The organism is Halotia branconii CENA392, from assembly GCF_029953635.1.
Lineage (GTDB): Bacteria > Cyanobacteriota > Cyanobacteriia > Cyanobacteriales > Nostocaceae > Halotia > Halotia branconii.
On record NZ_CP124543.1, the window covers coordinates 4,606,569 to 4,622,372 of the forward strand.

The window sequence follows — 15,804 nt, forward strand, 5'->3', positions numbered from 1 at the left end:
ATAATGTTTCTTATACCTTGATTTATCATCTGAAATAATTGAAACTAAAAACATCATGTACCACATGATTGTAGCCAAAAAGTGACAGAAAGCCTTACTAGTGTCCGCGTTTGCGGACATTTTTTTATTTATGATAGAAAGAGAAAAGAAGTTAGGGACTAGGAACTAGAGGCTAGAGGGTGTATTTCATCCACTTAAATTAGACACGTAGCATCTTGCCACAAACTACTGCCAAGGATAAAACAGGAAAGAGAAATATCGGGTTTACAAGCTATTTGAGGTAATTTACAAACAACTTTTAACTTATTCAGGATTTATGCACAATTAATGGAAAATTAAACCGCAGAGGACACGGAGAAATACAAATTTCAGAAAGTTCTTGCGTAAGTCCTGATTTATAAAACACTATTAATCCAGGAGTTTATATGGAGTCTCTTGACCTGAAATGGATACGCGCTCAATTTCCTGCACTTACACAAAAAATCAACGGTCAACCTGCAATTTTTTTTGATGGGCCAGGCGGCACTCAAGTACCAGGAGCGGTGCTAGATGCGATTAGTGATTATTTGGTAAAATCAAATGCCAATGCTCACGGGGCTTTTGCTACAAGTGCGCGTACAGATTTACTGATTACCTCTGCTCGTGCAGCGATCGCTGATTTTCTCGGTTGTAATAGTGATGAGGTGATATTTGGTGCAAATATGACCACCCTTACCTTTGCCGTGAGTCGGGCTATCGGTCGAGAACTGCAATCAGGCGATGAAATTATTGTGACGCGGCTTGATCATGCTGCCAATGTTTCCCCTTGGTATGCCTTGGAGGAAAAGGGTGTAATTGTCCGCATGGTGGATGTCAATATCGAAGACTGTACTCTAGATATGAGTGATCTAGAACAACAGATTAATTCGCAGACAAAGTTGGTGGCGATTGGTTATGCCTCCAACGCTGTGGGAACAATCAACGATATTGCCGCGATAGTACGTCTTGCCCATGCTGTTGGGGCTTTGGTATTTGTTGATGCAGTCCACTACACTCCTCATGCACCTATTAACGTACATGCCTTAGACTGCGACTTTCTCGCCTGTTCAGCTTACAAATTTTTCGGCCCTCATGTTGGTATTTTGTATGGTAAGCGGGAGCATCTTACTCGTTTTAGTCCTTATAAACTAAAACCAGCCCCAGAAGAAGTACCATTCTGTTGGGAAACTGGAACTCTGAATCATGAAGGTTTAGCAGGTATGGTGGCGGCGATTAACTACTTAGCAAAACTAGGTTGCCATGTCTCACCCTCAATTGATAGTGAATTGGTTGCAGCTTTGGCAACAGCTGATAAAGAAGGTTTAGAAACATTCCACTGTCCCAGCTTTCTCACCTCGCCAAATCAACCGAGTCACGAATTAGCATCTGCTTATCATAGTCGTCGGGCTGCCTTAGTTGCAGCAATGTCAGCGATTCAGCAATACGAAAGAGAATTGAGCCAAAAGCTAATTGCCGGACTGTTGGAAATTCCTGGTTTAAGTTTTTATGGCATCACCGATCCGGCTCGTTTTGCTTGGCGGACACCAACAGTAGCGTTTCGACTTGCGGGGCAAACACCTGAAACCACGGCTAAAGCATTAGGCGATCGCGGTATCTTTGCTTGGCATGGTAATTTTTATGCGATCAATTTGACTGAAAAGTTAGGAGTAGAAGCAAGTGGCGGTTTAATAAGAGTTGGATTGGCACATTACAATTGCGTTGAAGAGATTCACCAATTTTTGCAGGTGTTAAAGGAAGTTGCTGCTTGTAAAAACCAGTGATTTTCCCTAGCTGAAAATTTATGTTAACAGTGTAGACTTCTAGCTTATTGATTTAGAAATCTATCTTTCACATTGGCTAAATCTTTAGTTGTTCTGATAACTACATCAGAATATTTTTTTAATTCTTTCTGGAAATTATTAATTAAAAACTTCTCAGCTTCTTCTGAATCTTTTTGATCTATATGAGTTTTAGCCATTGCTTCAAATGTTGATGCATAAGCTAAACCCGCTATGACAACTCCAGTTACTGCTGTTCCTCCTGCGATCGCACTACCGACAATAGGAACTACACTTCTGAAAACATCCAAGCCTAATGTTGCTCCAGCAAAACCAACTAAAGTTTTTGTTGATAACCCTTCGTAAGTTAGTTGTAGGAACTTTCTTGCATCCCTAAATCCATACACGGATGCAATGGAAATAGGAAGAGATGCTTGTATTGCTAAGTTTGCTCCCGTTGATACACCTGGTATTGGAATAAAAGCACTTCCAAAAGTTGTTACTGCTGCTGCTGCAATTAACTTCCAAGCTAGTTCTCTCTTAGATTTCAAGTCAACAACCTGTGCTATTCTCACTGCATCTGCATAGATTTCAGGTAAATATTCGAGAGTTTTAGTAATTACTTCTTCTAAACCAAAAGGTTCGCAGATAGGTTTGCCTCTGATTATTAACGGCGAGGCGGCTATTTCAATAACATCATCTAATTGTGTGATGTCAAAATGTGATAGCGCAGTTTTAAGACTGTTAACCTCTTGTTCGCTTGCTCTATCAACTTGTGAAAGAACAATCAGCAGTGGTATACCATACTTACGAAGTAGGCTAATAATATCAATATCAAAGTGTTCAATTCTAGCTGAAGGAGCGCTAATAACATACCAAACTATATGAATTTGCTTTTCAGGTTCTGCTTTTTGTTTAGAAGATAAAAAATCAAAAACATTGTTAACAAAATCACTGCCTTTACCTAACTCATAGCCCGCAGAGTCATAGATATTTACAAGACCATTACTATAAAAATGAAAATCTTGAGTTACGGGTAAACCTGCACCTGTACGAGCTAAGTTTTCACCGAACACAGCATTAATCAGACTACTCTTTCCTGTCCCAGTTGCGCCAATGACAAGGATATTGGGAGCCTTAATTTTTTTGATTACGTCCGCTACTGCTTCCGCAACAGATAATTCTTCCATGAGCTGCCTACTTGGTGGGGGAATGAGAACCTTATATTATGTAGCCCTCTTTATATACCTTTTGTAGGAGCAAAATCAGAATTCTTAACTTCTCTCAAAATAGCAATTTCTTGACTAAGTGATGCTACTACATGGTTAGTTATTTCTGTGACGATGATTAGCGGCTTGCGATAACAGAGATTCGGCAAAGGCGATCGCTTCTGTGGCTGATTTACCTCCAGCTAATTGGGCGAGTTCGTCTCGACGTGTAGTTAAATTATCCAAACTCGTGACTCGGACAACAGTACGCTGTTCGGCGTTGCCGTTGTTAGCTTTTTTACCTTTGCCTTGAGTAATAATCTGCTTATCTACGCGGAAATGACGGTCAGCCATTGCAGCTACTAAAGGCTGGTGGGTGACACACAATACTTGATTGTTTTGACTCAATTGGTGTAATTTTTCGGCGATCGCTTGGGCTACTCTACCAGAAACCCCGACATCAATTTCATCAAATACTAGTGTTTCAGCGGCATCTATTTGAGAAAAGCAAGCTTTCAACGCCAGCAAAAACCGACTCATTTCACCCCCAGAGGCAATTTCTGTTAAAGGTTGCAACGGTTCTCCAGGGTTGGGACTAAACATAAAAGTAACTTTGTCTGCACCTGTGGCGGTTGGCACTGTCGGTACTATTTCAACTTGAAACTGTACCTTTTCCATTGCTAGGGGTTTAAGTTCCGATATCAGCCGAGATTCTAAATTATTAGCAGCTTGACGACGCAATTGAGTTAATTTTTGGCAAGCTTGAGTAAGTTTTGCTAAACAAGCTTGTTCTTGCTGTTCTAAACTTTCAATAGATTGTTCGCTGTCGTTAAGTTGAGCTAGTTCTGCTTGGATACGTTGATAATAGGCGATCGCTTCTGTCAATGTTGGGCCATACTTGCGGCAAACTTGTTTTAATTCCCTAATTCTCTCTTCTGCTTCCTCTAAGCGTTGGGGATCGGCTTCTAAGCTATCTCCATAAGCATTAATCTGTCTTCCTACTTCCATGATTACTGCTTGAGCATCCTTGACCATATCTAACAATGGTTGGAGTTGTACATCATATTCCACCATGTCAGTTAATGTTGCTTCGCTGTCTCCTAGTAAATCTGCTGCGGCTGGGGTTTCGTTATCGTTTTCATACAAAGCTTGGTAGAGTTTGTAACTCATCTGTTGTAAATCGACGACATGGTTGAGGCGTTCTCGTTCCTGCAACAGTTGTTCTAATTCTTGAGGATCGTCGAGGTTAACTGCTCCTAATTCTTGCACTTGATAGGTGAGTAAATCTAATTGTTGCAGACGTTCCCGTTCTGATGTTCGGCGTTTTTCTAAAATGAGATGAGCTTGTTGGTAATTACTAAAAACTGTGGTAATCAATTGACGCTGTTGTACTGAAGAGTTACCGCCGTACATATCTAACCAATCGCGGACTTGAGCAGATTGTCCCACTTGTACAGTTTGACCTTGGGCTGTAATTTCCACCAAGCGATCGCGCAATCCCCCCATCAGTTGACGATTGACCAATACACCGTTTACCCGCGATCTACTACGAATATTACTAGTAGTTACTGTAATTTCGCGGCTGATCACTAAAGAATTATCATCAATCAAATCAATTTCTTGTTCATTCAACCAAGCTGCTAAAGAAGGACTATATGTAAAAGTAGCTTCTACTAACGCCCTATTTGTCCCAGTCCGAATTACCCGACTGGAGACTTTCCCACCCAAAGCCGCATCAATGGCATCCAAGATAATCGATTTCCCCGCGCCGGTTTCACCTGTGAGGACATTGAGTCCAGCGCCAAATTCCAACTCTAGTTGGTCAATCAGAGCAAAGTTTTCAATTCGTAGGCAGAGCAACATCAAGCCAAATTCTCCCTAAAGGCAGATGCCAGATACTTTAAACTTACAGAATACTCAATACAATCTTTTAGCAATCAGCAATACCTACTAGCAAAAGGGAATAGAAAACGGGGAACAGTAGAATAAATTAAGAAGCTTGCAAAAGGGAATAGTGGAGTCAATCAACGAATTAGAAACACATATTATTTTATCTTAGAGGGTAGGACTATCTAACCAAACGGATATAGAAAAGAGCAAAATAATTATCGCTCTTATTAAAAAGCTAGAAAAATAATTTCTGTTCCCTGTTCCCTGTTCCCTACTCAATAACATAAATTTAATTTTGTCCGGCTGCTAATTATTTCCATTAGAGGGATGCTGGACTGTATACATATTGTTACAATACTTAACATGTATCATTCCAACCAGTGGCTTTCTTCATGATTGTTAAGACAATTCCCCCGACTTCTGAGCCGATTGAGGGCGAACCACAGCTTACTGAAGTAGTGCCAGAAAATGGTACAGAGGCTTTAGTTTTACGATCGCCAAGACTCTCAGCAGCTCAAAAACAACAAGCGCTAGTAAATATACAATCTGATTCTGAGCCAATACGCTACGATCCCGTAGAGATTGCAGCTCATTACCGGAAAAGACCTCTGCAAGTTTTGCGACGCATTTTTGCAGTTTTAGGGCCAACTCTTTCCTTTGCTTTTGGGTTATGGTGGGACAGCCGCTGGGGAGTTGTTGTCAAAAATGATAGCCGTCGAGCCATTCAGCTACGAGAATTACTGACGGGATTGGGGCCTGCTTACATCAAAATCGGGCAAGCTTTATCCACCAGACCAGATTTAGTTCCTCCTGCATATTTAGAAGAACTAACTAGGTTACAAGACCAATTACCGCCTTTTCCTAACGAAATTGCCTACCGATTTATCGAAGAAGAACTAGGCGCACCACCAGAAGAAATTTATACAGAACTTTCGCCTGCGCCAATTGCTGCTGCTTCTCTAGGGCAAGTCTACAGAGGTAAGCTGCAAACTGGTGAAGAAGTCGCCGTTAAAGTTCAACGTCCTGATTTAAGAGAACGCATTGCCATTGATTTGTATATTTTGCGCTACCTTGCTGGTCGGGCGCAAAAAACTTTTAAAAGAATACGTAGTGACTTAGTTGGGATTCTTGATGAATTAGGCGATCGCATCTTTGAAGAGATGGATTACATCCATGAAGGTGAAAATGCGGAGCGATTTTTCCAATTATACGGTCATATAAAAGATGTTTACGTACCGAGAATTTACTGGGAGTATACTAATCGTCGCGTATTGACGATGGAGTGGATTAATGGTACTAAGTTAACCCAGACAGTTGAAATTCGTGACCAAGGCATAGATGCACGTTATCTAATTGAAGTAGGTGTGCAATGTTCTTTGCGCCAATTGCTAGAACACGGGTTTTTCCACGCTGACCCCCACCCAGGCAATTTGTTAGCAACGCCGGATGGTAAATTAGCTTATCTCGACTTTGGAATGATGAGCGAGGTTTTACCACACCAGCGCTATGGTTTAATTGAAGCGATCGTTCACGTCGTCAACCGTGATTTTGAAGGTTTAGCTAACGACTACGTTAAATTAGACTTCCTCTCACCAGATACCGACTTAACGCCGATTATTCCCGCTTTTGCCAGAGTATTTGCTGATGCTCAAGGAGCCAGTGTTGCCGAACTCAACATTAAAAGTATTACTGACGAACTTTCGGCTTTAATGTATGAATATCCCTTCCGTGTTCCTCCTTACTATGCTTTAATCATTCGCTCTCTTGTCACCCTAGAAGGTATTGCGATTTACATAGATCCTAACTTTAAAGTTCTCAGCGAAGCTTATCCTTATGTTGCTAAACGTTTATTAACTGATCCAGCAACCGAATTAAGAACATCACTGCAAAACTTACTGTTTAAAGAAGGAAGCTTCCGTTGGAATCGCTTAGAAAATTTATTACGTAATGCTCGAAAGAATCAAGACTACGACTTTAACCTAGCACTAAATCAGGGAGTAGAGTTTCTCTCTTCTGAACGCGGTGCTTTTATTCGTGACAAATTGGTAGATGAATTTGTTAACGGACTCAACGCCTTAGGTAAAAATGTTTTGCATAATTTCACTTATTTGCTGCGAGAACGAGTAGGTTTAACAGCAATTAATGAAGCACCTGCGGCGACAGTTGAGCAGCAACAGACTTTAGAGCATATCAAACGTATTTTAAAAATTCTTCAAGATACCCGCGGCTTTGACCCTGTGCAGATGGCTCCTCAACTTACCCAGTTATTAATTAACCCAGGTGTACAGCGTTTGGGTCAACAAATTACTCAACGTTTGCTGCAAAAGGCCATAACAAGTTTAATTCGTGAATTGTTAGCAGCAGAAGAAGTTGATCAAAAGGCGACGGGAAATCCACTTCTTCTCTTTCAGAGACGCTGACGCGAACAAGGAGTGTCTGTAATAGTCGCCCCGTCGCCGTCAGGTGTCAGTAGTTAGCGATGCACTGAATTTCGACTGCGCGGTAATCGAGCGAAGTCGAGATTCAACTACCGCTAGCCAAAGTGTGGCGAGTAGCAAAAACAACTGACTATTGACTAATGACCACTGACACAAAATCCCGCTCCTTTCAGGGGTGGGATGAGCTTAACTCACGACATCTTTGACTTTGCGCTTTTTTAAGAAATTAGACATAAATGGCCGTTCAAAGAAAAGATAAAACCAGTAAGCTATGATTAACGACATTATTGTGCCTAATAAATAGGATGCGGCTGCAAACATGTCTGGAGAAATTGGCAAATGAAATAGGAAATAACGCACAAACACAAGAACAGGCCCATGAGTCAGATATAAACTATAAGAAAATGTTCCCAGTGCGATCGCCCAAGGATGCTGTAGTATCTGTAATACTATAGATGGTGGTTTGCCATCAATTATAGACTTGGTTAAAGAAATAAATAAACAAGCAAAAGCTAATCCAGCAAAACTCTGATTAATCCATATATGCAAGTTTAAACGTCGCCATTCAGTTATAAAAGCTATGCAAGTGAAGATAATAGCTAGGCGATTCCAAGGTAGAGAATTTCTGAGGGCTACTAATTTGGGTTTTTGAGAAAATCCAATATCTGCTGCTGCCATTCCTAAACAGAATATACCTAAAAGCCAAGGATTAGCCGATTCAAATAATCCATTGAGCAGATATATAGGTGTTACACCAATGGCAAATGTAATGATGATAACTGACAATAATCCCAACCGCCGCCATATAGGCAGTAAAAATAACGGAAATAAAAAGTATATTTGCCATTCTGTTGCCACAGTCCACATGGGCGAATTAATCGTTGTGTATGTAGTGTCGCTAAGATTGTGAACTAAAAAAACATGAGTTAAAACATCAATAAAATTAAATTTTGGAGAAAATGAGCCTATTCCTGCAACTTCATTCCATTGAAAATTGGTGAATTTCTCTAAAGCTAAAACAAATAATCCTAGCAGTATAGAGAAGAATAAAGCCATGTAATAAGGCGGTAAAATTCGCCGCGATCGCCTCTTAATATAATTAATTAAACTTCCTGATAATTGACCATTTTCAGAACGAGCTACTGGCATCATTAAAACATAGCCAGAAAGAACAATAAAACTGATAACACTAAATGCACCATATTTCATTGTTCTAAAAAATAATGTCCACAATAGCGGTAATTGGTCACTCATTGATGGTTCAACGTGAACAAGAACAACATACAGAGAGGCCAATCCACGTAAGCCATCTAGGTAAGGGAGGTGGACTCTCTTTTCAGTAAATTTATCGGTAACTTTCGTCATTAATTCAATCCTTCTATTTGTTACATCTAATAGATACTTAGTTCATTATTAGCCCTGAATTTGCTATTAGTTAAATGCATTTTTAAAAAGTAAATATTGTCTCAGCAATAGAAATACTAAAAAACACAATTATTTAAAACAAAGTATAAACTTTGCACAAAAACAATGTAAACATGATGCAAATTTGATAATCTTATGAATGAAAAATCTAGAATTAAGCCAATAAATTAATAATCATCAAAGACAGGCATTATTCAATTACTAGATATCTATTTAATTACAGAATTTATCTGTAATTCGTAAAAACTCACAACTACTTAGTAGTTGCACAAAATTAAATTCATTGGTGTAAAAACAGAATAGGGAACAAAGAAGCAAGGTATGTAATTAATTCCTGCTAAGACACTTACTTCTGAAGTATAGACATCTATCTTTTACAGCAACATTAACTATCTAACTCTCAATGTATATAAGTTAGATATTTAACATAAGTTTCATCAAATTTTAATTCTTGAAACACTTATGGAATTTTCAAGCCAGTAAAAATACATCAGATTAAGGAGGAGTATCTCCAACTTCAGCCATTACATTAAATTTAACCATCGGAGCAAATAAATAAACGCTTCCCCGATTACTATAACGGCTTCTTCGCAGCCAGTTTTTTGAATCTGCCGCTGTTGTAATCATGATGTACAAAAAGAAATTACATATCTAACAAAGTGCTTTTATAGGTACACAATTAGTGTGCTTTCACCATCCTAGAAGAGAGTTACATGTTTTTGATTAAGAAACAATAAAGTTACCAGAAAAATTATAAAGATTTAAATTAAAGTCTACTTTTTTCATCATTTTTTTTACAAAAAAAAACAGTACTGATACTGTTTAATTGTAATTTTTTAAATAACAAATAAATATTATATTTACGAATAAATACAGTTATAAAAAAAACAACCAATATTTTATTTTAGTGCTTTATTAGACCTGAAATTATAGTGTTAACCTTGGGATTTTCATCTTGGTGTCTTAGTGTCTTAGTGGTTAAACAGTCATCACTAAGACACTAAAGAGGACGGGTTTATCTACTCTCAATAAACCAATTAAAATCCCGCTAGCGGGTCTGGTTGAGATTCCAAATATTTTAAGAAATCTAACAACTCTTCTTCACTCAGCAAAGAGCGTCCTAATTTCCCGTAGGTTTTTTTGAGATATTCTCGTCCCTGCTCTTTCGTCCAACCTAAACGCTCGATTTGGACATCGGTTTTTGCAATTACATCAGATAAATTTACTGGTTCATTTTTCTTCTTTTTCTTCCCTACCCCTGACAAAGTACTGACATTTTCTTGCTGATTGTAATTGCGGGGTGTAAATGGTGTAACCTTACTAGGAGATGAAATTTCTGGAAAAAGTGGAGTTTCTGCTTGGTTGTCAGAGGTCATTTCCAAGTTTTCCTCTGGGGTTTTAAATTCTGATTCCTGATTATTGGTAACAGGAAAATTCTGATTTAAATCTTGGCTATAAGTATTGTTATTAATTGCCTTTGATGTATCACTTTTTACTGCCTCTGGTTGGATATTCTGCTCACTAACAGATGATACGGATGTTTCTTGGCTACTAGCTGACCACTGACTCCCGTCAAAACCCTCGCTTGTTGTAGAGGCAAAGGTAGACTCATTCAATCCTGCTGTTGTGTTCAAAGCAGGAAGTTGAACCTGGGATGTAGGTTGTGGAGAAAATACTATTGGTGCTGGTAGCGAAGTAGTTATACCTAAAACCATCAATGCCCTAGTTCTAGCTTGGTCTTCTGCCACTTCCACTGTTTCTGCCGCTGCCATACCTGTAGCGCGAATTTCACCTGCAATTTGCACGCTTGCCCGGACAACATACTTCCCTTGAAAAATTTGGATTAATTCGGATGTAAGACTGCCGTTGGGATACAATCTCTGGAATTGAGCCAACATAATACTGCCACCAATCTAAGTCTGTTGAATAATGAGGTTGATGTTAACTGTCTGCCTCAATGACAGATTGCCCCTATTTCGATATCTTCTCCCATTCCAGTTACAAGTAAAGCTTTGCTGAATGTAAAACCATATTGGGAGATAATAAACCTTGCCCACAGTGTATCTATGGAGGTACTTTAATTTTAACTGTGTCCTGATTGTAGCAGTAGCGATGTGTTGAGCCAATTTTTGACTTTTGGTGAATAAATTTAATTAGTCTGTTAAGGCAAGGTTGCAGGGCTTAAAATTCTTCACATCTTAGTGTTCCTGCATTACTCCTAAACTATTATTTTCCGGTTGACAGACCACTAGGTGGTCTCACCTTCAATGCTATACTAATTACCCTATTCTATATCCGGAACTATTTCCTAGAAGTACGCTCTAAATCTACAATAATGGAGATAAGGTTCGCCCTCACTGCTTGTTAAGCTGCTTATCTAATTGTTACCGATTCTACATGTGGCAAAATTAGGTTGATCAGCAGTTTCTCTTAGTTAAAAATCAGAGTCTAATGGCGTAAAAGTACCTTCAAACTAGACAATCAAACACTTGTGGTTTCCCCTGACAGCGCTTTTGGGCAGCGTGGAGAGTTACACTAACCTAGCCTCTCAAAAACCCTTCGCGTAATTACCTAGTAGGGCAAAACTCTAATCAGGTGTACTTTTTTAGTTTGTTTAGGTGAAGAGACTTAAATGCAGACGAACTCTGAGATTGTCGTGCAGTGAGAATTTCTCAGGTTGTTTACTTACTGAGAATAGGAACCCCCCTGTCTCAAGGCAAGTTGTTTCCACCTAATACTACAGTGCGGCGTAAAAAAAGCTACCCTTCCAAACAGTTAAAAAGCCCAAATTATCAGTCTTTTGACTTTTGACCCTTCGACTACGGCTCCATCGAGCGTAGCCGAGATGCTCAGGGTCAAGGCTGAGTTTCGACTGCGCTCAACTGCCGCGAAGCCGAAGCCTTGACTTCCGCGCAGCGGTACTAGTGTCTGTAAGCCATGAGGTCTACAGGAAAGAACCAGATTAAACCAAAAATGATGTTTTGACTAAAGGTCGGTTCACTGCATGGAATTTTCAATCGCTACACTCTTAGCCAATTTCACGGATGATAAATTGGTAGCTCGTAAAGTTTTAGAAAAGAAACTTGGTTGCGAGGACGAAAACAGTTTACAAAAACTTCACATTGCCTTAGAAGTACTAGAAAAAATTGGAATTTTAGTCAAAGAACGTGGTAAATATCGCCGCGTTACAGAAGAGGGTACAATCGAAGCCAAACTTAGGTGTTCTAGCAAAGGTTTTTGCTTTGCTATTCAAGATGTGGAAGGAGCCGAGGATATTTATATTCGCGAAAGCCACTTGAGTAATGCTTGGAATGGCGATCGCGTTTTAGTAAGAGTTCTCAAAGAAGGTAGTCGCCGCCGTTCTCCAGAAGGAGAGGTCAAGCTAATTCTAGAACGTTCTAATCACACTTTATTAGCTCGGATTAAGCAGATAGAAGGTGGTTTTCGAGCAGTACCTTTAGACGATCGCTTGCTGTTTGAGCTGAAAATTCAAACCAATGGCATGAAATTAGAAGAAGCCCTCGATCACCTTGCCCATGTAGAAGTCCTGCGTTACCCTTTAGCACAATATCCTCCGTTGGGTAGGGTAGTACAAATTCTGGGTAGCGATGCCGAAGCTGCTGCTGATATTGATTTAGTCACCTGTAAACACGATTTATCCCGCAGTTTCCCAGAATCAGTTTTAGAAGCAGCATCCAAGCTACCTAAAAGACTACTAAAAGCAGATCTGAAAAACAAGCTAGATTTACGTAATTTATTTACCGTGACGATCGCGGGAATCAACGGCGATCTTAAAGCGGTAGAAAATGCTTTCAGCTTAGAAACAACTGCCTCTGGTAATTGGCGTTTAGGCTTTCACATTGCTGATGTTTCCCATTATGTGCAACCTGACGAACATCTAGATAGAGAAGCTTTTAAACGAGGTAAATCGGTGTATTTGGGAGAATTAATACTGCCAATGCTGCCTGAAGCTGTAGCAGAACGCTGTGCCTTATTACCCGGAAGCGATCGCCTAGCCATCTCTTTTTTAATCACCGTTGATCCCCAATCAGGAGAAGTATTAGATTGGGAAATTCAACCCAGTGTAATTAACGTAGATACTGCCCTCAGCAGACAAAAAGCCGAAGCAATTCTCAGTGATGAATCTGCCAATACATCCGAACAAGTAGTGCAATTGCTGCAAGACTTAGAAAAACTGCAAAAAGCAGTCAAACAGACGCGTTTAGCTCGTGGAAGCTTGCAGTTGAATCTACCTGCTAGCCAAAATCCTTATCATGATGAGGGAATTTTGGGGGCTGTAGTGGTGAATGATTTACCTGTGCGATCGCTTTTAACAGAATTGGTACTATTGGTTAACGAACTCATGGCCAACCACTTGAGCGCCTTAGGTATTCCTGCTATTTGGCGAGTTCAAGGCACACCCGACTCCGAAGATGTCCAGGAAATGCTAAAATTGGCGATCAATTTAGGTGTGGAATTGTCACTAGAACCGGAAGTAGAGATCCAACCCCTAGATTATCAGCACTTAACTAGAGCGTTTGCTGAATCACCATCAGAGCAAGTTTTGACATATTTGTTGCAGGACACACTGAAGCCATCTACGTACAGTACCACTAAAGGAATGCACTTTGGTTTAGCACTAGAGCAATATACTCACTGTAGTTCTCCCTTGCGGCGTTACCCAGATTTACTGATGCAGCGAGTATACTATAGGCTAATAGAACACGGACGCGATCGCCGCAATACCCGTGTGAAAGAGCGAGTTAACCTGCGTCACTCCTCCTCTCACACAGAAATTAACTGGAATGTTTTACCTCCAGAACTGCAACAAGAAATCCAAACTGATTTGAATCGGGTAATTATTCAAATCAACGATAGAGAAAAAGAAGTCCAAGAAGCGGAAGCCGATTTAGCCGGATTGCAAAAAGCTCAACTGATGAAACAACGCATCGGTCAGGTTTTTCAAGGCGTAATTACTGGTGTTCAATCTTATGGTTTCTTTGTGGAAATTGAAGTACCAGCAGCAGAGACGAAAACTGATAGTAATCCTGGTGTACCTTTACGGGTAGAAGGACTAGTACATGTCAGTTCTCTCAAAGATGACTGGTATGAATACCGCGCTCGACAACAAGCACTGTTCGGCCGCAAAAATCGCGCTTCTTATAGATTAGGCGATCGCGTTGCTGTACAAGTTAAAAGCGTCGACTACTATCGCCAGCAAATTGATTTAGTCACTGTCGGTAGCGATGGTACTCCTAAAGGATTAAGTATTAATGATGTCAATGACGACGATACATCAGATATCTACTTAGATGATATGGAGTCTGACGATTTAGATTCGTATGCTGACGATGAATAAAAGGGACTGGGAACTAGAGACTAGGGACTAGGGATTTTTAAGAGGATAAGGGACAAGGAGAAAGACTGAATTAAAACTTACCCTCTACTTTTTTGCTTCTTTTTTCTCAATACTCAGTACCTAATCGACAACATACCCAGTACGCCATCTCTAATCCTTAATAAAATCGTGTGTCACATCATCCCAATCCTTTGATATTAGGCGTAACAGGTGCATCTGGTTTAATTTACGCTGTTCGCACTCTCAAATATCTGCTCGCCGCTGATTATGAGATTGAACTAGTTGCCTCTAAATCAACATACATGGTTTGGCAAGCAGAACAGGATACCCGAATGCCAGCAGAACCAACTGCTCAAGAACAATTCTGGCGAGAACAAGCTGGCGTTCCTCTTGGAGGTAAACTCAACTGTCATCCTTGGAGTGATGTCGGAGCTGGAATTGCTAGTGGTTCCTTTCGCACCCTGGGGATGATTATTATGCCATGTAGCATGAGTACCGTAGCCAAGCTAGCAGTCGGTTTGAGTTCCGATTTACTAGAACGAGCAGCCGATGTTCAGCTTAAAGAAGGACGCAAACTGGTTATCGTTCCTCGTGAAACACCTTTTAGCCTGATTCATCTGCGAAACTTAACTACTTTGGCAGAAGCCGGAGTTAGAATTGTCCCTGCGATTCCGGCTTGGTATCACAATCCTCAAACCATTGAGGATTTAGTTGATTTTGTAGTTGCCCGTGCTTTAGATCAGCTCGATATTGATTGTATTCCTATTCAGCGGTGGCAAGGAAGGAAGTAAAAAGGTAAAAGTAAAAAGGTAAAAGTAAAGATAGAGTCACTTTTACCTTTTAATTTTCTTATGGCTGTAATTCGCTTAATTCTGTTAGTGGCTGTACTGGGAGTACTAACACTATTGTTAGTTCAAAATTGGTCGCCTGTCCTATCGCTAGTGTTTTTGGGAATGCGAACTCAACCATTACCACTAGCAATGTGGATTTTGTTCAGTACTGCCATTGGAGCTTTTACGTCTTTCTTAATCAGTACCTTGTTCAAATTATCAAATTACTTTAGGGGGCAACAACGTCAAACTCCCTTAAAGTCACCGACGGCTTCACCTCGTGCAGAATCCTCCCGCCGACAAGAACCTACACCCCCTCCTTCCAATCCGCCACCACGAGGTAGTAGAACAGAGTACGCTACTAGTGAAGAATTTGACGATTGGGAGACAAACAACAATACAAATGATGATTGGGACTTGGATGAACAGCCCGCAGAAGCACCTACCCCTAATCCTAAAACTCAACCGTTTCAAGACTCTCAAACTTACGAACGTCAACAAGAACCTAAAAGTGGTTCTCAATCTGGCTCAGTCTACTCTTACAGCTACCGCGAACCCAAAAATACTGCGGCAGGAAAAACAGAATCCGTCTACGATGCTGATTACCGGGTAATTATTCCCCCTTATCAACCACCAGCCAATAATCAAGCTGATAATAGCGACGATGATGACTGGGAATTTTTTGAGGACGACGATTTTGAAGATGACAACAAGCGCCCTCGTCCATAAAGCTGTAACTATAAATGACTAAATATAAATGAAGTTCAACTTTGTTTACCTATGCCCCATGACGGCAGTTGCTTCAAGCCGGGAAACCCGTCCAACGCACTGCCTCCCCCATGCCCCATGCCCCATAAA

At 40.3% G+C, this 15,804-nt stretch carries 9 protein-coding genes; 5 read left to right on the top strand and 4 right to left on the bottom strand.

From position 1 onward, the window contains the following. Window positions 1-425: 425 nt before the first annotated feature. The gene (locus tag QI031_RS20265) at window positions 426-1,799 is read left to right on the top strand and encodes a cysteine desulfurase-like protein (protein ID WP_281481454.1); all 1,374 of its coding nucleotides are present in this window, start codon (window positions 426-428) and stop codon (window positions 1,797-1,799) included. Between the two features lie 44 nt (window positions 1,800-1,843). On the opposite strand, the gene QI031_RS20270 is transcribed toward QI031_RS20265, so the two are convergent. Together QI031_RS20270 and recN are read right to left on the bottom strand one after the other, a co-directional pair. After that, window positions 1,844-2,986 (bottom strand): GTPase family protein, encoded by a 1,143-nt coding sequence (locus QI031_RS20270; RefSeq protein WP_281481455.1) that lies wholly within the window; start codon window positions 2,984-2,986, stop codon window positions 1,844-1,846. 135 nt (window positions 2,987-3,121) lie between these two features. After that, window positions 3,122-4,867 carry a DNA repair protein RecN gene (recN, locus tag QI031_RS20275; protein WP_281481456.1) on the bottom strand — a complete coding sequence of 582 codons (1,746 nt, stop codon included), beginning with the start codon at window positions 4,865-4,867 and terminating at the stop codon, window positions 3,122-3,124. 419 nt (window positions 4,868-5,286) lie between these two features. On the opposite strand from recN, the gene QI031_RS20280 reads away from it, so the two are divergent. Next, window positions 5,287-7,314 carry an ABC1 kinase family protein gene (locus QI031_RS20280; RefSeq protein ID WP_281481457.1) on the top strand — a complete coding sequence of 676 codons (2,028 nt, stop codon included), beginning with the start codon at window positions 5,287-5,289 and terminating at the stop codon, window positions 7,312-7,314. A gap of 204 nt (window positions 7,315-7,518) precedes the next feature. Here QI031_RS20280 and QI031_RS20285 read toward each other — a convergent pair whose 3' ends face one another. Both QI031_RS20285 and QI031_RS20290 read right to left on the bottom strand, forming a co-directional pair. After that, window positions 7,519-8,697, bottom strand: a complete 1,179-nt coding sequence (locus tag QI031_RS20285) for an acyltransferase family protein (protein ID WP_281481458.1) — start codon at window positions 8,695-8,697, stop codon at window positions 7,519-7,521. Between the two features lie 1,097 nt (window positions 8,698-9,794). Next, window positions 9,795-10,655 (bottom strand): hypothetical protein, encoded by an 861-nt coding sequence (locus QI031_RS20290; protein WP_281481459.1) that lies wholly within the window; start codon window positions 10,653-10,655, stop codon window positions 9,795-9,797. A gap of 1,106 nt (window positions 10,656-11,761) precedes the next feature. Between QI031_RS20290 and QI031_RS20295 the strand changes: the two genes are divergently transcribed. The 3 genes from QI031_RS20295 to QI031_RS20305 all read left to right on the top strand — a co-directional run bounded on the left by QI031_RS20295 (window position 11,762) and on the right by QI031_RS20305 (window position 15,675). After that, on the top strand, window positions 11,762-14,116 hold the full coding sequence (locus tag QI031_RS20295) for a ribonuclease R family protein (RefSeq protein ID WP_281481460.1): 2,355 nt from the start codon (window positions 11,762-11,764) through the stop codon (window positions 14,114-14,116). 170 nt (window positions 14,117-14,286) lie between these two features. Next, on the top strand, window positions 14,287-14,907 hold the full coding sequence (locus QI031_RS20300; RefSeq protein WP_281481461.1) for a flavin prenyltransferase UbiX: 621 nt from the start codon (window positions 14,287-14,289) through the stop codon (window positions 14,905-14,907). A gap of 60 nt (window positions 14,908-14,967) precedes the next feature. Next, window positions 14,968-15,675 carry a LapA family protein gene (locus QI031_RS20305; protein ID WP_281481462.1) on the top strand — a complete coding sequence of 236 codons (708 nt, stop codon included), beginning with the start codon at window positions 14,968-14,970 and terminating at the stop codon, window positions 15,673-15,675. Window positions 15,676-15,804: the final 129 nt, after the last annotated feature.